The 18,887-nt window shown below is 59.2% G+C and carries 19 protein-coding genes; 14 read left to right on the top strand and 5 right to left on the bottom strand.

Features of this window, described 5'->3' with window-relative positions; genetic code table 11:
- Window positions 1–87 precede the first annotated feature (87 nt).
- From glgX to GIW79_RS29695, 8 genes are all read left to right on the top strand, one after another.
- Window positions 88–2,247 (top strand): glycogen debranching protein GlgX, encoded by a 2,160-nt coding sequence (gene glgX / locus GIW79_RS21195; RefSeq protein WP_054897376.1) that lies wholly within the window; start codon window positions 88–90, stop codon window positions 2,245–2,247.
- Between the two features lies 1 nt (window position 2,248).
- Entirely contained in the window at window positions 2,249–3,247 is a 999-nt protein-coding gene (locus GIW79_RS21190) for an acyl-CoA dehydrogenase family protein (RefSeq protein ID WP_236455913.1), read from the top strand.
- Window positions 3,244–4,002, top strand: coding sequence for a PIG-L deacetylase family protein (locus GIW79_RS21185; protein ID WP_197900197.1), 759 nt, complete (start codon window positions 3,244–3,246; stop codon window positions 4,000–4,002). Before GIW79_RS21190 ends, GIW79_RS21185 begins: the two co-directional genes overlap by 4 nt.
- Window positions 3,999–4,598, top strand: coding sequence for an SAM-dependent methyltransferase (locus GIW79_RS21180; RefSeq protein ID WP_072434635.1), 600 nt, complete (start codon window positions 3,999–4,001; stop codon window positions 4,596–4,598). Before GIW79_RS21185 ends, GIW79_RS21180 begins: the two co-directional genes overlap by 4 nt.
- Window positions 4,595–5,254, top strand: coding sequence for a glycosyltransferase (locus tag GIW79_RS21175; RefSeq protein ID WP_072446404.1), 660 nt, complete (start codon window positions 4,595–4,597; stop codon window positions 5,252–5,254). The genes GIW79_RS21180 and GIW79_RS21175 overlap by 4 nt, the downstream gene beginning before the upstream one ends.
- 288 nt (window positions 5,255–5,542) lie before the next feature.
- Window positions 5,543–6,304: a PIG-L deacetylase family protein gene (locus GIW79_RS21170; RefSeq protein WP_236455894.1), complete on the top strand. Its 762-nt coding sequence runs from the start codon at window positions 5,543–5,545 to the stop codon at window positions 6,302–6,304.
- A 212-nt stretch (window positions 6,305–6,516) separates the two neighbouring features.
- Window positions 6,517–8,670, top strand: a complete 2,154-nt coding sequence (locus tag GIW79_RS21165; protein ID WP_236455892.1) for a TonB-dependent siderophore receptor — start codon at window positions 6,517–6,519, stop codon at window positions 8,668–8,670.
- Window positions 8,671–8,854: 184 nt separating this feature from the next.
- Window positions 8,855–10,342, top strand: coding sequence for a methyl-accepting chemotaxis protein (locus GIW79_RS29695; RefSeq protein WP_236455890.1), 1,488 nt, complete (start codon window positions 8,855–8,857; stop codon window positions 10,340–10,342).
- Window positions 10,343–10,399: 57 nt separating this feature from the next.
- Here the strand turns inward: GIW79_RS29695 and GIW79_RS21155 are convergent, their stop codons facing one another.
- On the bottom strand, window positions 10,400–11,305 hold the full coding sequence (locus GIW79_RS21155) for a LysR family transcriptional regulator (RefSeq protein ID WP_096142906.1): 906 nt from the start codon (window positions 11,303–11,305) through the stop codon (window positions 10,400–10,402).
- Between the two features lie 68 nt (window positions 11,306–11,373).
- Entirely contained in the window at window positions 11,374–12,147 is a 774-nt protein-coding gene (locus GIW79_RS21150) for an SDR family oxidoreductase (RefSeq protein WP_057975786.1), read from the bottom strand.
- A 184-nt stretch (window positions 12,148–12,331) separates the two neighbouring features.
- On the opposite strand from GIW79_RS21150, the gene GIW79_RS21145 reads away from it, so the two are divergent.
- Window positions 12,332–12,688 (top strand): VOC family protein, encoded by a 357-nt coding sequence (locus tag GIW79_RS21145; protein ID WP_034127570.1) that lies wholly within the window; start codon window positions 12,332–12,334, stop codon window positions 12,686–12,688.
- A gap of 78 nt (window positions 12,689–12,766) precedes the next feature.
- Here GIW79_RS21145 and GIW79_RS21140 read toward each other — a convergent pair whose 3' ends face one another.
- A complete protein-coding gene (locus tag GIW79_RS21140; RefSeq protein WP_052199971.1) occupies window positions 12,767–13,288 on the bottom strand; it encodes a DUF2867 domain-containing protein in 522 nt (173 codons plus the stop codon).
- Window positions 13,289–13,353: 65 nt separating this feature from the next.
- On the opposite strand from GIW79_RS21140, the gene GIW79_RS21135 reads away from it, so the two are divergent.
- Window positions 13,354–13,602 (top strand): DUF6429 family protein, encoded by a 249-nt coding sequence (locus GIW79_RS21135; protein ID WP_003191615.1) that lies wholly within the window; start codon window positions 13,354–13,356, stop codon window positions 13,600–13,602.
- 76 nt (window positions 13,603–13,678) lie between these two features.
- Window positions 13,679–14,299, top strand: a complete 621-nt coding sequence (locus GIW79_RS21130; RefSeq protein WP_200647769.1) for a LysE family translocator — start codon at window positions 13,679–13,681, stop codon at window positions 14,297–14,299.
- Window positions 14,300–14,522: 223 nt separating this feature from the next.
- Here GIW79_RS21130 and GIW79_RS21125 read toward each other — a convergent pair whose 3' ends face one another.
- Both GIW79_RS21125 and GIW79_RS21120 read right to left on the bottom strand, forming a co-directional pair.
- Entirely contained in the window at window positions 14,523–15,038 is a 516-nt protein-coding gene (locus GIW79_RS21125; protein ID WP_197900190.1) for a GNAT family N-acetyltransferase, read from the bottom strand.
- A 259-nt stretch (window positions 15,039–15,297) separates the two neighbouring features.
- Window positions 15,298–16,512, bottom strand: coding sequence for an aldose 1-epimerase family protein (locus GIW79_RS21120; RefSeq protein ID WP_236477412.1), 1,215 nt, complete (start codon window positions 16,510–16,512; stop codon window positions 15,298–15,300).
- A gap of 480 nt (window positions 16,513–16,992) precedes the next feature.
- Here GIW79_RS21120 and GIW79_RS21115 point away from each other — a divergent pair, with 480 nt between their 5' ends.
- From GIW79_RS21115 to GIW79_RS21105, 3 genes are read left to right on the top strand one after another with little or no spacing between them, the layout of a single operon-like run.
- Window positions 16,993–17,262 carry a hypothetical protein gene (locus GIW79_RS21115; protein WP_072446388.1) on the top strand — a complete coding sequence of 90 codons (270 nt, stop codon included), beginning with the start codon at window positions 16,993–16,995 and terminating at the stop codon, window positions 17,260–17,262.
- 10 nt (window positions 17,263–17,272) lie between these two features.
- Window positions 17,273–17,857 carry a hypothetical protein gene (locus GIW79_RS21110; protein WP_186527542.1) on the top strand — a complete coding sequence of 195 codons (585 nt, stop codon included), beginning with the start codon at window positions 17,273–17,275 and terminating at the stop codon, window positions 17,855–17,857.
- Window positions 17,854–18,810 carry a DUF6895 family protein gene (locus GIW79_RS21105; protein ID WP_072446384.1) on the top strand — a complete coding sequence of 319 codons (957 nt, stop codon included), beginning with the start codon at window positions 17,854–17,856 and terminating at the stop codon, window positions 18,808–18,810. Before GIW79_RS21110 ends, GIW79_RS21105 begins: the two co-directional genes overlap by 4 nt.
- Window positions 18,811–18,887 lie beyond the last annotated feature (77 nt).

The following is an 18,887-nucleotide window of genomic DNA, read 5'->3' as shown; positions in this document are numbered from 1 at the left end:
GGCCCTTTTCCGTCCAAGCCATGCGCTGAAGCACCGTCAGTACGGCGGCGTTCGGCCCGAAAAAATACCTTTTGCAGGAGCAACTCGATGAGCAAACCCGACAACACCACAGCGACGCCGGTTCATGAGCCGTCGCGGATCCGTGAAGGTTTGCCCTTCCCCCTCGGCGCCACCTGGGATGGCCTGGGTGTGAATTTTGCGCTGTTTTCCGCCAACGCCACCAAGGTGGAGCTGTGCCTGTTTGACGATACCGGCGAGGTCGAACTGGAGCGCATCGAACTGCCCGAATACACCGACGAGATCTTCCACGGCTACCTGCCCGATGCTCACCCCGGGCTGATTTACGGCTACCGCGTATACGGTGCCTATGACCCGGCCAATGGTCATCGCTTCAACCACAACAAGCTGCTGATTGACCCCTACGCCAAGCAACTGGTGGGCGAACTCAAATGGTCCGAAGCGCTGTTTGGCTACACCATCGGCCACCCGGACGACGACCTCAGTTTCGATGAACGCGACAGTGCGCCCTTCGTGCCCAAGTGCAAGGTCATCGACCCGGCGCACACCTGGGGCAACGACCAACCGGTACGAGTGCCGTGGGACCGCACGATCATCTACGAAACCCACCTGCGCGGCATCAGCATGCGCCATCCTTCGGTTGGCGAGTCGGTGCGGGGCACCTGCGCCGGCCTGATGGAAGATGACGTGCTCAAGCATATCCGCCAGTTGGGCATTTCCTCGGTCGAGCTGCTGCCCGTGCACGCCTTCGTCAACGACCAGCATCTGCTGGAAAAAGGCATGACCAACTACTGGGGCTACAACAGCATCGCGTTCTTCGCCCCCGACCCGCGCTACCTGGCCAGCGGCAAGATCGCCGAATTCAAGGAGATGGTCGCGCACCTGCATGAGCAGAAGCTGGAAGTGATTCTGGACGTGGTCTACAACCACACCGCCGAAGGCAACGAGCGCGGCCCGACCCTGTCGATGCGCGGCATCGACAACGCCTCCTACTATCGCCTGATGCCCGACGACAAGCGCTTCTACATCAACGATTCCGGCACCGGCAACACCCTGGATCTGAGCCACCCGTGCGTGCTGCAAATGGTCACCGACTCCCTGCGTTACTGGGCCACCGAGATGCACGTGGACGGCTTCCGCTTCGACCTGGCGACCATCCTCGGGCGCTACCGCGACGGGTTCGATGAGCGCCACAGTTTCCTCGTGGCGTGCCGCCAGGACCCGGTACTGCGCCAGTTGAAACTCATCGCCGAGCCCTGGGACTGTGGCCCCGGCGGCTACCAGGTGGGCAACTTCCCGCCGGGCTGGGTGGAATGGAACGACCGCTTCCGCGACACCGTGCGTGCGTTCTGGAAAGGCGACGACGGCCAACTCGCAGACTTCGCCGGGCGCATGACCGCCTCGGGCGAGATGTTCAATCACCGCGGGCGCAGGCCGTACAGCTCGGTGAACTTCATCACCGCCCACGACGGCTTCACCCTGCACGACCTGGTGTCGTACAACGACAAACACAACGAGGCCAACGACGAGAACAACCAGGACGGCAGCAATAACAACCTGTCCTGGAACCACGGCGTCGAAGGCCCTACCGACGACCCGGAGATCAACGCGCTGCGCCTGCGCCAGATGCGCAACTTCTTCGCCACTTTGCTGCTGGCCCAGGGCACGCCAATGATCGTCGCCGGGGACGAGTTCGCTCGCACTCAGCACGGCAACAACAACGCCTATTGCCAGGACAGCGAGATCGGCTGGGTCAACTGGGACCTGGACGATGACGGCAAGGCCCTGCTCAAGTTCGTCAAGCGCCTGATCAAGCTGCGCCTGGCGTACCCGATCCTGCGGCGTGGGCGCTTCCTGGTGGGCGACTACAACGAAGACATCGGCGTGAAGGACGTCACCTGGCTCGCGCCGGATGGCAACGAAATGACTACCGAGCAATGGGAAGACAGCCAGGGCCGCTGCCTGGGCATGTTGATGGATGGCCGCGCCCAGGAAACCGGGATTCGTCGTGCCGGGGCCGACGCCACGTTGCTGCTGGTGGTCAACGCCCATCACGACCTGGTCAATTTCCGCCTGCCGCCGGTGCCGGAGGGCGAGTTCTGGACGTGCCTGCTCGACACCAACGACCCGGCTGTGCGTGGCCAGGAACGCTTTGATTTCGAGCATGAGTACGCGGTCACCGCTCGCTCGCTGCTGCTGTTTGAACTGCAGCACGAAGGCGAGGTGTGAAATGGCGTTGCACGGTTTCCTTCAGGGCTACCGGGGCTATGCCGACACGCAAGCCCTGGGTAATGCCCTGAGGGCCCTTCAAGAAGAAGGCCTTGATCAACTGCCGTTGCCGGGCAGCGGCCAGACCCTGTCCCGCTTGAGCCAACTGGCCCAGGTGGCCGGGCATGACTTGCGCCTGTGCAAGTTGTTCGAAGGCCATACCGATGCCCTGGCGATCATTGCCGAACTCGACAGCCCCTTGCCGCCGCTGGGCAGCACCTGGGGCATGTGGGCGGCCGAGCCGCCGACTGCCAAGGTGCGTGTGCGTCGCGACGGCCAGCGGCTGCTCGTCGAGGGGCGCAAGGCCTGGTGTTCCGGTGCGGCGGTGGTCAGCCATGGTTTGCTGACGGCCTGGGACGAGGAGGACCGCCAGCAATTGGTGGCCGTGGCGATGGATCAACCGGGCATCAGGGTGACGGATGAGGGGTGGAAGGCGGTGGGCATGGCGGCGACCGGTAGCGTCGACATCCTGTTCAGCGCCGCCAGGGGAATTGCCGTGGGTAGCCCGGGTGACTATCTGTCCCGTCCGGGCTTCTGGCACGGTGGGATCGGCATTGCCGCGTGCTGGTACGGCGCGGCGCAACGCCTGGGTGAAGTGCTGCGCGCCCAATGTGCCAAGCGTGCGGAGCCCCATGCACTGGCCCACCTCGGCGCGGTCGACAGCGCCTTGAACAGCGCCGCCTGCGTGTTACGCGCCAGCGCCGCGCAGATCGACCGCCAGCCTCGCGCCGATGCGCGACAACTGGCGCAACAGACGCGCGCCTGTATCGAGGACACCGTCGAGCAAGTGATCCAGCATGTGGGCCGTGCGGTCGGCGCCGGGCCGTATTGCAAGGATCCGCACTTTGCCCAGTTGATGGCTGATTTACCGGTGTATGTGCGGCAAAGTCATGCCGAACGCGACTTGGCCGCCCTCGGTGAACAGGTCGCCGGCGAGCCCACAGGGAGATGGGCGCTATGAGGCCCAATCCGATTGTTGGCCAGGGCACGCCATTGAGCCACTGGCAAAACAGCGCACGATTGGCCGAGTTGCCGCACATCAGTGTGGCGCAGTTGGTGCCGCCTGGGCATCGAGCGGTGATCATCGCCCCGCATCCGGATGACGAGGTGCTGGGCAGTGGTGGTCTGCTGCAAGGGCTGGCTGCGCTGGATCGCCCTATCCAGTTGATCTCCGTCACCGATGGCAGCGCCAGCCACCCTGGCTCCCGGCGCTGGCCGGTGGAGCGCCTGAGCGTGGTGCGTCCGCAGGAATCGGCCCAGGCCTTGCACCGCCTTGGCTTGCCGCTGCACAGTTTGAAATGGCTGCGCGGCGGGTTTACCGACAGCCATGTGGCCGAGCGCGAAGCCCAGCTTTGCGAGTTTATCCAGCGCCACCTCAAGCCCAACGACGTGGTGTTCGCCACGTGGTGCGAGGATGGGCATTGCGACCATGAGGCCGTGGGCCGCGCCAGTGCCAAGGCAACCAAGGCCGTCGGCGCAGTGTTGTGTGAGCTACCGGTGTGGACCTGGCACTGGGCCACCGCCGAAGACCACAAGGTGCCCTGGCATCGGGCGCGCAAGATCCCGCTGACCGCCGAGCAAGTGGCACGCAAACGCCATGCGATCCACGCCTTCGCCAGCCAGTTGGAGGGCGACCCGCAAATCGGCCTGCCTCCGGTGCTGGCGCCCTATGTGGTGGAGCGCTTGCTGCAGCCTTTTGAGATGGTGTTCGTATGAGTGTGGCAACCCCCTACTTCGACCAGTTGTTTGCGGGTAATGACGACCCTTGGGCTTTTCGTCAGCGCTGGTACGAACAACGCAAGCGCGCCCTGACCTTGGCCATGCTGACGCGGCCGCGCTATGCGTCGATATTCGAGCCGGGTTGTGCCAACGGTGAATTGAGTGCCGAGCTGGCCCCGCGTTGCGACCGCCTGCTGTGTTGCGACACCGCCACCGCTGCGGTGCGTCTGGCACAGGCGCGGCTGGAGCATTTCCCTCATGCCCGCGTGGAGCAGCGTCGCCTGCCAGAACAATGGCCCGGCGGGCAATTCGAACTGATCGTATTGAGTGAGCTTTGTTATTACCTTGATGTCGATGATTTTAATCGTCTGATCGATTGCGCCCTCGCCGCCTTGACCGCTGACGGGCAAATTCTGGCCTGTCATTGGCGAGTGCCCATTGACGGTTGCCCGCAAACAGCCGAACAGGTGCACGCCGTGCTGCAACAGCGTCTGGGTGTAGCACCGTTGGTGCAGTACCAGGACCCGGATTTCCTGCTCGACCTGTGGAGCCTCGATGGCACCTCGGTCGCTCGCCATGAGGGTTTACGATGATCGGTATTCTGATCCCGGCACATAACGAAGAAGCCCTGTTGGATGATTGCCTGAGGGCTGCGCGGATCGCCGCCAACCACCCGGGCTTGCTGGGTGAAGCGGTACAGATTCTGGTAGTACTCGACAGTTGCAGCGATGCCAGCGCGGCGATTGCCCAGGCCCACCAGGTGCATTGCCTGCACGTGCAGGCGCGCAATGTCGGCCACGCCCGCGGCGTGGGTGCACGGTACTTGCTGGAGCAAGGCGCGCGGTGGATTTCCTGCACCGACGCCGACAGCCGTGTCGCCCCTGACTGGTTGGTGGCCCAACTGGCCCAAGGCTGCGACGCGGTGTGCGGCACAGTCACCGTGGACGCCTGGAGCGACGGCTTCGACCCGGCCGCGCAGATTCGCTATCAGCAGGCCTACCAGGCCCGCGATGGGCATCGGCATATCCACGGTGCCAACCTGGGCGTGAGTGCCCGCGCCTACGTAGAGGCCGGTGGGTTTGAACCGCTGGAATGCCATGAGGATGTACAACTGGTACGTGAATTGGAGCGTTGCGGTGCCTCCATTGCCTGGAGCCATGCGCCGCAAGTGGTGACCAGTGCGCGACTGGATTGCCGGGCTGAGGGTGGGTTCGGTGATTACTTGAAGAGCTTGATGCGGGCTGGGTGAAAACAAAATCGCAGGCAAGCCAGCTCCCACAGGGATCCGTGCCAGGCGCAGATATTGTGGGCAACATAGCCCCCTGTGGGAGCTGGCTTGCCTGCGATGACGTCAGCCCAGCAAACATCGCATCAAAGTTGTGCAGATACCCATGCCTGTCTATCCTCCTAACGCCTTGCATGGCATTCCTGGATTGGCATGCTGCGCACTCACCCAGCGGAGCCTGCGGTGAAGACAAGAGCGTCGTCCCGTCAACGGAGCACGACCCGGTATCAACCGACAAGGATGTGACACCCCATGAAGCCTGCCTCCTTAAGCGAAGGCCGTCGCGGCCCCGTGCAAATCTGGAACAGTGCGCCGCAGTTGGCGCAAACCCCCATCATCTCCCTGAACAGCCTGGTACCACCCGGTGCTCGCGTCGTGGTAATCGCACCTCATCCTGGCGATGAAGTGCTGGCGTGCGGCGGTTTGCTGCAACTGCTCAGCACCCGCGAGCATCCGCTGCAATTGATCTCCATCACCGATGGCAGCGCCAGCCATCCCGGCTCTCAAGTATGGCCGGCCAGCCGCTTGAGCGTGGTGCGCCCCCAGGAAAGTGCCGAGGCCCTGCGCCGATTGGGTATGCCCTTGCACAGCCTGAAATGGATTCGTGGCGGGTTTTGTGATGACGCACTGGCCGCCCGTGAACAGCCCATGAGCCAATTCATCGCGCGCTACCTGCAACCTGGCGACTTGGTGTTTACCACCTGGCGCAACGACGGCAATGACGACCATGACGCCGTCGGCCGCGCGAGTGCCAAGGCGTGCAGCCTGGTAGGTGCGCAACTGTATGAACTGCCGATCTGGGCCTGGCATTGGCCGGCCCGGGAAAGCGCGATAATGCCCTGGCAACGTGCACGCAAGGTCCGCCTGGACACCTGGACCGTCGCGCGCAAGCTGCACGCCGCCCATGCCTACGCCAGCCAGTTGGTGGGTGACCCACAAATTGGCTTACCGCCGATGCTCGCGCAGATATTGCTGGAGCGCATGCGCGAGCCCTACGAAATCCTGTTCACCTGAACACCACCCTGTAGGAGCGAGCTTGCTCGCGAAAAACCTCAACGATAACGCTGGTTTCCGGAATCAACGCGGCGCCTGTGAGTCTTTCGCGAGCAAGCTCGCTCCTACAGAGTTTGGACTTTTCCCTACAGACTCAATCTGTCAGACTGATGCGAATAATTATCAACAGATTTTCTATTCGCCACGGAAGGCACTTGGGGAGCCCTACTTTCATGTCTGTGCAACAACGCGGCGGCAACGTTTTTACACCCAGTCTGATGGCAATCACTATCGCGTTAGCAACCTCCAATGCGGCCATTGCCGCCGACGCCGAAGCACCGGCCACCATCGAGCTGGGCGCTACCCAGGTCTCGGGCCAACAGCTTGGCGCAACCACCGAAGGCAGCGAGTCGTACACCACCGGCTCGATGAAGACCGCGACCAAACTGCCGCTGACCCTGCGCGAAACCCCGCAGGCCGTCACCGTAATCACGCGCCAGCGCATGGATGACCAGGCCATGACCAGCATCAACGACGTGGTCAACGCCACGCCGGGGCTGTTCCTCAATTATTCCAACGGCCCTGGGCGACAAGCCTTCACCGCACGCGGTTTCGATATCGACAACCTCATGTATGACGGTATCCCCAGCGGCTACAACGGTGCGTCGGTAGGCGCCCAGCCGAACCTGGCAATGTTCGACCGCGTCGAAGTGGTGCGCGGCGCTACCGGCCTGGTAACCGGCGCAGGCAACCCTTCGGCCGCCATCAACCTGATCCGCAAGCGGCCACTGGATGAGCAGAAAGTTACCCTCACCGGCGCCGTCGGCAGCTGGGACGATTACCGTGGCGAGCTCGACGCCTCCAGCCCGCTCAATGACAGTGGCACCTGGCGCGGCCGCGTCGTCACCTCTTACCGCGATGCCAACAGTTTTATCGACAAGGCCGAGCAGGATCATGGCCTGTTCTATGCCGTCACCGAAGCCGACCTGAGCGAAGACACCACCCTGACCCTCGGTTACTCGAACCAGAAGGACAAGACCAACTACTTCTGGGGCGCTTCGATGGTCGGCCTGGATGGGCGCCACCTGGGCCTGTCGCGCTCCTATAACCCAGGCACCGATTGGGAGAACAAGGACCAGGAAATCAACACCGTGTTCGCTGAGCTGCGCCAGCGCCTGGCCAACGACTGGAGCCTGCAGGTCAACGCCAACTATGCCGAACAGAACGCCTTGTTCTCCGGCTCCTACCAATCGCGCTGGACCAACGACACCCTCGCCCGCACGGTGTACCAGGCCAGCTACGATGAAAACCAGGCCGGGCTCGACGCCTTTGCCAGCGGCCCGTTCGAGGCGTTCGGCCGTACCCATGAACTGGTGGTGGGCGCCAGCAAGCGCATCTACGACATGACCACCCACAACTACAGCCCCTACGACCTCAACTGGCCGATCAATGCGGGCAAGCCGAACTTCACCCGCACCAACAACGTTCGCGAAGTCACCACCCAGGACGGTTTCTACCTGACCAGCCGCCTGAGCCTGGCCGACCCGCTGAAGCTGATCCTCGGCGCTCGCCTGGACTGGTACGACTACGACAACCGTGATGCCGCTGGCGGCTACAAGGTCACCCGCAACCTCACCCGCTACGCCGGCCTGATCTACGATCTGGACGACCAGCATTCGGTTTATGTGAGTTACAGCGACATCTTCACGCCGCAAAAAGACAAGAGCACAGCCGGCACTCCGCTCAAACCCATCGTCGGTAAAAATTATGAGGTTGGCGTCAAAGGCGAATATTTTGGTGGCGCGCTGAATGCCAGCGTGGCGCTGTTCCGCGTCGACCAGGAAAACCGCGCCGTGGCCGTGGTGGTGCCCAACTGCCCGCAGGCGTCCTGTGCCGAGGCCTCGGGCGAAATCCGCAGCCAGGGTATCGACTTCGAACTGCAAGGCGCCTTGACCGAAAACTGGCAGGTCGGCGGCGGCTATACCTATGCGCGCACCCACACCATCAAGGACGACGCCAACCCGCAGAAGGTCAACAAGCAGTTCGATACCGACATCCCGGAGCACCTGTTCAAAGTGACCACACGCTACAACTTCCAGGGCCCGCTGGAAAAACTCCGGGTCGGCGGCAATATCTCCTGGCAGAGCCGCATGTACAACGACATCAAGCTAGCGGATGGCAGCAACTACCGGCTCCAGCAAGGCGGCTACGCCGTCACCGACTTGATGGCGGGCTACCGGGTCAATCAGCACCTGGACTTGCAGCTCAATGCCAACAACATCTTCGATCGCCACTACTACCAGTCCATCTCCAACTCAGTGACTTATGGTGGCGACTCCTATGGCAGCCCCCGCAATATGATGCTGACCGCCAAGTACAGTTTCTGAGCCCCATGCCCACCTCGGCTGCCCGCTCGGGCAGCCGTTCTTAAAGTCCCACGCCCACATGCCGATAACGCGTGGGTAACCGGCAACAATCCTGAATATCTGCTTGACTCCACAGCGGCGCGCCTGTGTGGCACACCGCGTGCTTGCTTGACCTCGACGCCCCCCTCTCATGGAGTAAGAGTGAATGCCCGTTCGTTTTCAAGAGCACTATCGCAAGGCCGACCGCATCATGCTGGCATTGATCTGGCTGATGTGCCTGTTCTCCCTCGGCCTGGCGTTCTGGCACGATACCCTCATGCAGGCCGTGATCGTCGGTGGGGGCACCGGCGTGGTGCTCACGGCGCTGTATCGCGTCATCGGCGGCACCCGCGTGATGCGCTGTGCACTGGGCGCCGGCTTGATGGTGATGGCGGCGTTGCACATCAACCAGGCGCACGGAGTGATCGAATCCCACTTCGGCATTTTCGCGCTGTTGGCGGTGCTGACCTTCTACCGTGACTGGCTGCCGATTTTGGTGGCGGCACTGACCATCGCGGTGCATCACGTGGTGTTCCATGCCTTGCAGCACCAGGGTTTTCCTGTATTTGTGATGGAGCATCACGGCGGCTGGACGATGGTGTTCGTCCACGCCTTCTATGTGGTGATGGAGACCGTCGCCCTGCTCTACCTGGCCTTCCATAGCCAGGCCGAAGCGGTGGAGAGCCAGGAAATGCTGGAGAAGATGCTCGCCGTTACCTCGCAGTTCACGGTGGAAACCGCCCAAGGTGAAGGCAAGGCCCACGTATCCCTCGCCAAGCGGTTCGACCACTTCCTGCAGCAACTCACCCACCTGATCGACGGCGTCGCCCGCGACTCCCATGGCCTGGGCCAGCTCGGCCAGGAACTGGCCAGCGCGAGCGGCACCCTGGAAAAAGGCGCACGGCATCAACTGGCCCAGATCGGCGAAATGACCGGTTCGATGCAGCGCATGGAAGACGCCATGGGCCACATTACGGTGCAGGTCGAACAGGCAGTGGAACATGCAGGCCAGGCCAGCCAGCAGATTGTGCGCGGCCAGGAAAGCGTCGGCCGCGCCCAACATGAAATCAGCCAATTGGCCTCGCGCATCAACGGCACGGAGTCGACCGTGGAATCCCTGGCGGTGCAGGCAGAGCAAATCGGCTCGGTGCTGGAAGTGATCAGCAGCATCGCCAACCAGACCAACCTGCTGGCCCTCAACGCCGCCATCGAGGCCGCCCGCGCCGGCGAGCAAGGCCGTGGCTTTGCCGTGGTGGCCGATGAAGTGCGCAGCCTGGCCCAGCGCACCGCCCTCTCCACCCAGGAAATCAAGAGCATCATCGAGGGCCTGCAACACGGCAGCCGCCAAGCCGTCGAAGCCATGCACGCCAGCCGCGAAGGCGTAGAGCGCTGCGTGGCAGACAGCCAGGTGGCCGTGGACATGCTACGGGCTGTGGGCGAGGACATCGCGCACATCGACCAACTCAACGGCCACATCGTCACCACCACCCGCGAGCAGACCTCGGCAAACCTGGAGATCGTCGAGCGCTTGCAGTCGGTGCAAAGCATCGCCCAGAACACCGCCGACGACGTCGAGACGCTCGCCCGCAGCAGCGAACGCCTGCCACCGATCGCGGTGCGGCTGGATGCGTTGGGGCGCAGATTTCATCCTTGAGCCCAACCCGGAACATGGCGAGTCAGAGAGAACAGGTGGGCAGAGCGCTGGAGTGCATCAAGGTTCCAGATGCGGAGCCATCAAGGCGGCAAACCAATCGATGAACGCGCCAAGGCGACGAGAGCGTTGGCGGCGAGTCGGGTACAGGACTGAAACGCACATGGGGGCCGGCCGATAGGCCGCCATCACCTCCACCAATTCGCCGCTGTCCAATAAATGCTGAACATCGAACAACGGCACCTGAATCAAGCCAAGCCCTGCACAGCATCCTGCGATATAGCTTTCGGCATTATTGACCACCACACGGCTCGGCATCATGACAGCCTGCGCGGTGCCATCGACGCAATATTCCCAGGCCGTTTCCTGCCCGCCTGCGCTCGTGCTGTAGCCGATACAGACATGCCGGTTTTGCAGATCGCAAGGCTGTGTGGGCACCCCGAATTCCGCCAAGTATGCGGGGCTCGCGCAATTGACCAGCAACACCTTGCCCAACGGTTTCACCACCAGGCTGCTGTTCTGCGGGGTGCCAAAACGAATGACACAGTCAACGCCTTCCTGTACCAAATCAATGGCGCGATCGGTGGAGCCCAGGCCGAGTTGGAGCCCAGGGTAGCGGCGGAGAAACTCGGCCAACGCAGGCATCACCAGGCGCCGCGCTATGCGGCTGGGCACGTCCACTTCCAGACGGCCCATGACCTGTTCCTGATGGCTGTTAAACAGTTGGTCGATATCATCGATGTCCAGCAAGACCTGGCGCGCCTTCAGCAGTAACTGGGTGCCATCGGCGGTCAGGGAGACCTTGCGGGTTGTCCGGTGCAGCAGTCGAGTGCCAGCATTGGTCTCCAGCTGTTGAATGGCGGCCGACACGCTTGCGCGTGGCAGCCTCATCAGCCGTGCCGCTTGTATGAAACTGCCAAGCTCTGCGACCTGAACGAAGACGCGGTACTGTTCGATTCTATCCATGGGCTCTCAATGCTCGGGGGGCACGGATCGATCGGCGCTCACCACGTCTGCGCCTGTGCGTTGACCGTTTACTTGGTGGTGTAGCCGCCATTGATCAAAATTGTCTGGCCAGTCACCCACCAGCCGTCACTGACCAGGTTACGGATGAACGGGACCACATCCTCAATATCTGTCAGGCCCGTGCGCGAGAACGGCGACAGCGCGGCAGCCGTCTTGTGGTAACTGACCGCATCCTCACCTTCGGCCGGGTAGAAGAACGGCGTGTCCATCGGCCCCGGCCCTACTGCTGTGACCGAAATACCCCGAACGCCCAGCTCCTTCGCCGCCGCTCGCGTAAATTGCTCTACCGGCGCCTTGCTGCCGGCATATGCAGCGTAGAAGGGCGTGAAAGCGCCCAGCAGTGAAGTGACAATAGTGCAGATCTTGCCATTGTCATTGAGGTGCTTGCCGGCTTCCTTGATAAAAAAGAACGCAGTCTTGGAATTGACGGCCATCATCTCGTCGTACTCCGCCTCCGTGATTTCAGCCATTGGCTTTTTCAGCACCTTGCCCACGGTATTGATCGCGATGTCCGGCCTGCCGACTGCCGCGACGGCATCGTTGAAGAGTTTTTCCATCGCTCCCGCCGTGGTCAGGTCTGCTTGCAAGGCCACAGCCTTCGCGCCTAGCGCCTCAATTGCGGTGACGGTTGCGTTCGCGTCAGCCTGGCTGGAATCGCTGTTGTAGTGCACGACCACAGCCTTGGCGCCATGCTTGGCCAGATCGCGGGCGATCAACCCGCCGAGGTTCTTCGCGCCACCTGCGATCAGTGCAACCTTGCCATTGATTGAATGATTAGGCATGACAACATTCCTTTAATTGGGAGAAGTACGCCGCCATTCTAGAGTGACCCTCGACAAAGATAAGCACACCTTGGCTGGATGCAGTGTCCAGAGATATTGCCTAATCACAAAGGCCCTATCGGTGAATGAAAAGGATGTGAGGTACGCTACACTCCGGCCTTGCACACCGGCCAAGGAAGCCCCCATGAGTACTCGTGGCAGAGACCGACAGATCGACAATATCGAATTCAACGTAAGCGACATTGCCCGCAGCAAAGCCTTCTACGGCGCTGCATTCGGCTGGACTTTCGTGGATTACGGCCCCACCTACAGCGAGTTCAGCGATGGCCGGCTCACGGGTGGTTTCACCACCGGCGAGCCTGTGCGGCCGGGCGGCCCCTTGGTTATCGTGTACGCAGATGACTTGGACAGTGTGCAGCAGCGGCTTCAACAGCTGGGAGCGGTGATAACCCGCCAGACATTTTCGTTTCCTGGTGGCAGCCGGTTCCACTTTACCGACCTGGATGGGTATGAACTGGCGGTGTGGAGCGTTGCGCCGTGATCCAGCGCTTTCGCTGTATCGCTGAAGCTCGACATCTCCAACCGAGAACAGGTTGCGTTGTGTGAGCCTGTTCTGGGTTCAAAGCTGTTGCAGCTTGCGCTGCAAGCGCGTCATGTACCGATTGACGATCAGTTTGTGCGCCGGCCCCACCGGTAGCATGTAAAGGCGCCCGAAGGTGTTGTGGGTGATCACCGATGAAGTGATCGTCAGCACACGATCAGCAATTGAAAGGCAAATCATCACATCCAGGTGCCGGTCACGCTCAGTCAGCACCAGCCTATCCGGCGCGCAGTCCTCTACCAAGAAAAAATCAAGCCGCTCACCCGCTTGCACCGTCACGCGCCGATTGCCGGAGAACCCGCCGATGCGCTTTACGCCAAACCTTGAAGAAATCCCATCCCTGATCCGAAAGGCCAATCGCAACAGCGGCCCTGATTCGGCGGTCATGATGTTCCAGGCATCCAGCGCGCTGATCTCAGCCGACAATGGCACTGACCTGTAATCGTAATAATCGAGTTCGGACGGTGCACCCAATGTGTGACTTCCAGAGCGAGTCGCCAAGATTTTTCCGTCCATGACCAAAACAGGAATTGGCATCATAACGCTTCAAGCGAATGCTGCGCTAAGCTCGACAGGGTCTGTGTAACTCAAGCGGAGTACCCAATATGGAATACGACGAAAAACTGATTGAGGAAGCCGTACTTGCCCTGCTGACCACCTTCAGCTTTGATAACGGCAACTCATGGAAAGGCCACGACTTTCAAATAATGAACCGACTCCACGAGCAAGGTTTTATCAGTAATCCGGTGAACAAAAACAAGTCCATTTGGTTGACGCAGGAAGGCTTGGAACGGGGCAGGCAAATTGCTGATCGGTTGTTTGGCGCGGCACCTGAAGCGCTCGCGGGGCCATAAGCCCAGCCACGGAGTGTTAAACCGCGCTTCATGCGTTTATCCTCAAGACACCCCGACCTGCCAACCCGGAGCCGCCATGGACCTCGCCACCCTCGCCCTCTTCCTGCCCGCCTGCTTCGCCCTGAACATGGCCCCCGGCCCCAATAACCTGCTATCCGTGAGCAACGCTACCCGCTATGGCTACCGCACCTCCTGCCTCGCCGGTCTCGGCCGTCTGCTGGCCTTCGCCGGCATGATCGCCCTCGCGTCCGCTGGCTTGGCGGTGGTACTGCAAACCTCGGAGTTGTTGTTCTACGGGATCAAGATTCTCGGCGCGGCGTATCTGTTTTACCTGGCATATCAGCTATGGCGCGCAGACCCGCAGCAGCAGGTGGACACCGCAACGGGGAAGGTGGGCCTGTGGGCCTTGGCTCGGCAGGAGTTTCTGGTGGCGGCGGGCAACCCCAAAGCGATCCTGATCTTCACCGCCTTCCTCCCGCAATTCGTGGTGCCCGGCCAACCCATCACCGCGCAATTTGCCCTGCTGGGTGTGATGTTCCTGGCCTTGGAATGGGTGGCTATCAGCGCCTACGCCTATATGGGCCTGCATATGCGCCGCTGGTTTGCCGAGCCGAAGGGCAAGCGCCTGTTCAATCGCTGCTGCGCGGGTTTGTTGTCAGCGGCCGCGGCGGTGTTGTTGACTGCGCGTAAGGCATGAGGGAGGTGTGAATGCGCCTGTGAAGATGGCCGCCATCGGTATCCACCTACCTTCAGTACGGCGCTGCACCTGTGGCGAGGGAGCTTGCTCCCGTGACGACCTGGCAGCCGACGCTGACATAACTGATGCCCCGCGATCCAAATGTGGGAGCTGGCTTGCCTGCGATGACGGCCTGGCAGCCGACAAAGATCCCACTGATGCCCAAGTTGCGTAAATACCTAGGCTATCTCAACGGCAAACCATACCTCACCTCCACCAGCGCCACACCGCCCCTCTCAAGATGGCGCTCTGTCCCGGCCTCCTCGACGCACCCCGCCCGGCGATAAAATCGAATCGCCCTTTCATTACCGGCCAAGACCCACAGCGTTAAACGCTCATAGCCTTGCGCCAACAGGTCTTGCAGGCCGGCATTCCACAAGCCCCGCCCGACGCCGGTGTGCCAATGCTCGGCGAGTACGTAGATGGCCATGACCTCACCTGCATTGGCCTGCACGGCGTATTCGTCACGGCTGGCGCCGACGGCTATCCAGCCAACCACCTGCTGGCCCACCTCGGCGACCCATACCGTTGACTCACCCGAGGCAATCGAGCGAACCCAATGGGCTTCGCGTCGAGCCAGCGTTGCTTGCAATCCGCTCAAGAACTGGGCAGGCATCAGGTCACGGTAGGCGTCTTGCCAACTACTGATATGCACCTGGGCAATGGCTCTTGCGTCGGCGGGTAATGCCCTGCGAATCATGGAGATGCTCCTGAAATACGGTTATTCCAGTATGCATGCCCGTCGATGACAGAAAGCCCTGCGCTGAACAGGGCCCAATATCAATGCCAACCCCAATGTAGGAGCGAGCTTGCTCGCGAAGAACTTCAACGATAACGCGGGCTTCCTGAGTGAACGCGGCGCCTGTGGTTTTTTCGCGAGCAAGCTCGCTCCTACAGTTGCAGGGCGATTCCGGCGTCGATGAAGAACGCCGGGCCCCGCGTGAAGGCTCCAGCCAATGTCACCCCTTGGTCAGATCCACCAAAGGCGTCTGCCGCACCTCAGTCTCCCGCCCACCCTGAATCTCGCTGACCTGCTTCAAGGCCTTTTCAACAGCCGCCTTATCCGCCAACAAGCTGTAGCTGATCCGGAACTGCTTATGTTCCTTCGCCCCGATCGTAGGCACCAGGTTCAATGGCCGCTGATAACGACGGTTGTACGAAAAACTCGTCCCCGGCTCCAACCCCGTGACATAGCCCTGCCCTTGGGTATCAGTGTTCTTCCACAGCGAGAACACCGGCAGTGTCTGCGTATTGAAGCCAACCGAAACACCCAGGCTGCCGGCCTTGTTATGCAGCACGGTCAAGGTATCGCCCTTGGCATCGGCATACGGCACCACGTTGTAAACCGTTTCGTCATAGTCCTTGGTCGGTGCGCGATAGGTTTGCCAGTCGGCCAGTTCGCCCTTGGCCTTGTCGTTGAACGGCGACACCTGCTTCACCGGCGCAACGAACCGCGCGCCCTGCTCCAGGAACGGCGTGCTGAAATTACTGTGATACAGCGCCTGGTATTCCTTCGGATAATCGCCATTGTTGGTCAGCGTGTCGTTGAGGGCGAACACCACACTGCCAGGCTCGGTGACCAGTTCGGTCGCAACAGAGAAATCGACCTTCTTGAACGCCTGCTCTTTCAACTCGCCACGCAGGGTGATGGCGTAGGGCGGTTTTTCATCGATATGCAGGGTGACTTTATTCGCAGGAATATTCGCGGCCCGACCGTGCAGGGTCAGCAGTTCGCCGTTGTCGATGCCAGGATGCCCCACCCATTCGTAGCCGCAACGAGTAACCAGCTCATTGAAACCTTCCAACCATCCCAGACCACCGCGGCCATTGAGCTCGATGAAGGAAGGATTAACCACTTCCTTGACCGGCGAATCCCAGCCCATCCGCACATCGCCAACCGACGCCTGCAACACGTTCATGCCACGGGTCGGCACTACCGAGAGCTTCAACGTGCCGTTGTCGATATCCACGATGCTCACACCCTCCTGCCGACCGCCGTGCAAGGTGCGCAGGGTGACGCTGAAGGGCTTGTCGGTTTGGATGCCGAGTTGCTGGCTGGTGATTTGCCAGTTCTGGGCGGCTTTGTCGGTGTCGAGCAGCACGTAATCCCAGGCCATGGCGTGGGAGGCGGCAGAGAATGCGCTGAGGGCAACGAGGAGTTTTAGCGGGGTCATGGCGGTCGCCTTTATTGGAGTTGTTTGCGCTTTATAAACTCGATGAAACGTTTCAGCAAGCTTAAAAGACGCGACAGTGCGGGGAAAGGCCATGAAAAGGCGATGCGCTGCGGGCAGGCTGGAACGAAAACGCGAGTGGGCGGTGTATGAGCTTTGGTCCATCCGTGCCGGTTACAACCTTGCGTTGACTCATTGGCTGCAAACGGCCAATTGCAGACCATAGATAACCTGCTAGGCTTCGGGATGTGGCCAAAAGCCATATCGCTTTTCCTATTTCTGGCGCGACACATGAGACAGAGCAGGGAGTGATGCACAGGCAAGGAGCACAATCAGACACAGCACCGGAAAGCATTACACCACTTTTGCCGTCTATTTATAGTTAGAAACTCACATCTGAGCACGAAAGGAGCGCTGCGAACAAAATTCAAAAACAAGCCAAAGACGAACCAATCAACTGAAATCCAGCCAAAGGATCTCAAAATGAAATCGACGACCGTCTCAGCTACACCCAAAATCAGACTCACTGGAGACACAGGCACAGCGATTGAAGTGGATATTTCAAATCTAAATGCTACCCCTGATCAAAAGATAGCGCTTGAAAAGCTTCTGTCCTCTGGAGATTTAAACTCACTTGACCAATCTGAGCGAGATCTAATAAAGGATCTAAAGGCCTACGTTGGACTTGGAACAATAACGCCTCAATTCTTGGTTAGATTCGATACAACATGGGTAAAAATCGACGAAATTTAACGTAAGCGTGGTGAAATTGAACTATAAGATATTGTTATCAGGCATCGGGAGCATTCAAGCCTTTTTAAGAGCTGAATCAATTTCAGCCAAGGAAGCATTGAATGTTTCCCTTTTCTCCCTTGATATTCTTGCAGCATACAAACTCGAAGAGATAGTCGCCCCGAAGGAGATACTGTCATGCTTAGCCGATTATAGTGAAGTATTTTTAACAAATACACCGAGCGCAGATTTTATTAAGTCCGTCATAAAAAATTACCCACAAAAGCCCCCATCAATACATAGAGATATAAGTGAATCCAATTGCACTGAAGAGCTATTCAAGTATGGAATAATTTTCAACGAAAACACCACGGATTCATTTGCAATCAAGCCGTGTGAAGAGTTGGTGCTCTCACTTTCTTCACGAGATTTATTCAAATCAATATTTTGGGTTCATGCTGCCTTATCCGCGAAACGCGAACTGAGTGAGACGGAAGCTCTCTCGATAAAGCAAGCAGTTAATTACATAAACATAACGGCCGAGTCAATGGCTGATGCAAAATTGAAGTGGTGGCTAAAAATGGCCAATCTAGTGCCGCATAGGGAGCGCATATGAACATTGAAAAAAATGTGGAGGCGGTGCTAAAGCTAATTAACTGGGTAGTAGCCAATCGAGATAATTTTTCCCACAAGTTAGGCAAAACAACTGATGAGCAGCTTATTCTGCTTAAGCCAATTGGTGAGCTCGCTCTTTGCTGCGACCTAATGATCCGAGGAAATTTGCATTCCGTAGCAGCGAGAGAGTTGCTAGAGTGGGCTTGGCTAGAGCTCGACTCTGGCGACTTCCTCAAGTTGGCGCTAATCAGTCGCCCAGGACTAATGATGATTAGCTCTCTTTACGCAACATTTTATCGAAACAACATAAAAAACGAATCCCTAGGGCGATTGATAAAAAACTTCTCAGAGTCAGAGTTCTCAAAATCCATTCAATACCCTTACTGGCGCCGCCTGGATCTAAATAGGGCATTGTGCGACCTGGAAGTGTTTGAAAGCTTAAACTACTCGCCTGATCTTACGTGGTCATATCATCGCCCAGAGCCATGGATCATCGAAAATGATTCAGCCTATGCGCTAACTCACGAAGTTTTCTACATAACAAACTTTGGCGCATCACCTGACTCTCTAACACCAGCAACCACCAGCTACATAAGAACCTGGCTGCCTGCCTGGAAGAGAATTTTTCTTGGTGACAACAACCTTGATATATTTACCGAACTGTTAATGGTTTCCCTATGCATAGGAAAGCCTTACAACGAGCTAGTTAGCTTCAAAATAATTGCTGAATCAATAAGCCCATCAGGGTTCTTGCCTGGCCCGGAAAATGGAGGCAAGAGCCTACTTTCCGGTATCAGGGATGAAGGTAGGTCAATTTTTCTTCAAAACTATCACACTACATTAGTTGGCATAATGGCGTTTAGTCTACTTGAGTCAGCATGCCCCACCAGAGAACTTCTAACCACCGGCTCAACGTGGTCGGATAACATGGGCGTTAGTAACCAAGAAGGTTAGCGGGTTCGAACGATCAATCACCCCAATCTAATCTGTCTCTTATACACATTCTCAGAGACCAAGAGCCCACGGAAAAT

Origin of the sequence: Pseudomonas sp. PA-7-1E, from assembly GCF_021605325.1 — a bacterium.
GTDB lineage: Bacteria > Pseudomonadota > Gammaproteobacteria > Pseudomonadales > Pseudomonadaceae > Aquipseudomonas > Aquipseudomonas fluorescens_BV.
This window is presented reverse-complemented; position numbering and strand designations above follow the sequence as displayed.

What these genes read in the sequence shown, in the direction of transcription:
- GIW79_RS21115 (WP_072446388.1), top strand. Translation starts at nt 16,993, where the DNA reads ATGAAATCGACGACCGTCTCAGCTACACCCAAAATCAGACTCACTGGA.
- GIW79_RS21165 (WP_236455892.1), top strand. Translation starts at nt 6,517, where the DNA reads ATGTCTGTGCAACAACGCGGCGGCAACGTTTTTACACCCAGTCTGATG.
- GIW79_RS21190 (WP_236455913.1), top strand. Translation starts at nt 2,249, where the DNA reads ATGGCGTTGCACGGTTTCCTTCAGGGCTACCGGGGCTATGCCGACACG.
- GIW79_RS29695 (WP_236455890.1), top strand. Translation starts at nt 8,855, where the DNA reads ATGCCCGTTCGTTTTCAAGAGCACTATCGCAAGGCCGACCGCATCATG.
- GIW79_RS21140 (WP_052199971.1), bottom strand. Translation starts at nt 13,288, where the DNA reads ATGATGCCAATTCCTGTTTTGGTCATGGACGGAAAAATCTTGGCGACT.
- GIW79_RS21180 (WP_072434635.1), top strand. Translation starts at nt 3,999, where the DNA reads ATGAGTGTGGCAACCCCCTACTTCGACCAGTTGTTTGCGGGTAATGAC.
- GIW79_RS21150 (WP_057975786.1), bottom strand. Translation starts at nt 12,147, where the DNA reads ATGCCTAATCATTCAATCAATGGCAAGGTTGCACTGATCGCAGGTGGC.
- GIW79_RS21170 (WP_236455894.1), top strand. Translation starts at nt 5,543, where the DNA reads ATGAAGCCTGCCTCCTTAAGCGAAGGCCGTCGCGGCCCCGTGCAAATC.
- GIW79_RS21125 (WP_197900190.1), bottom strand. Translation starts at nt 15,038, where the DNA reads ATGATTCGCAGGGCATTACCCGCCGACGCAAGAGCCATTGCCCAGGTG.
- GIW79_RS21145 (WP_034127570.1), top strand. Translation starts at nt 12,332, where the DNA reads ATGAGTACTCGTGGCAGAGACCGACAGATCGACAATATCGAATTCAAC.
- GIW79_RS21105 (WP_072446384.1), top strand. Translation starts at nt 17,854, where the DNA reads ATGAACATTGAAAAAAATGTGGAGGCGGTGCTAAAGCTAATTAACTGG.
- GIW79_RS21175 (WP_072446404.1), top strand. Translation starts at nt 4,595, where the DNA reads ATGATCGGTATTCTGATCCCGGCACATAACGAAGAAGCCCTGTTGGAT.
- glgX (WP_054897376.1), top strand. Translation starts at nt 88, where the DNA reads ATGAGCAAACCCGACAACACCACAGCGACGCCGGTTCATGAGCCGTCG.
- GIW79_RS21130 (WP_200647769.1), top strand. Translation starts at nt 13,679, where the DNA reads ATGGACCTCGCCACCCTCGCCCTCTTCCTGCCCGCCTGCTTCGCCCTG.
- GIW79_RS21135 (WP_003191615.1), top strand. Translation starts at nt 13,354, where the DNA reads ATGGAATACGACGAAAAACTGATTGAGGAAGCCGTACTTGCCCTGCTG.
- GIW79_RS21120 (WP_236477412.1), bottom strand. Translation starts at nt 16,512, where the DNA reads ATGACCCCGCTAAAACTCCTCGTTGCCCTCAGCGCATTCTCTGCCGCC.
- GIW79_RS21155 (WP_096142906.1), bottom strand. Translation starts at nt 11,305, where the DNA reads ATGGATAGAATCGAACAGTACCGCGTCTTCGTTCAGGTCGCAGAGCTT.
- GIW79_RS21185 (WP_197900197.1), top strand. Translation starts at nt 3,244, where the DNA reads ATGAGGCCCAATCCGATTGTTGGCCAGGGCACGCCATTGAGCCACTGG.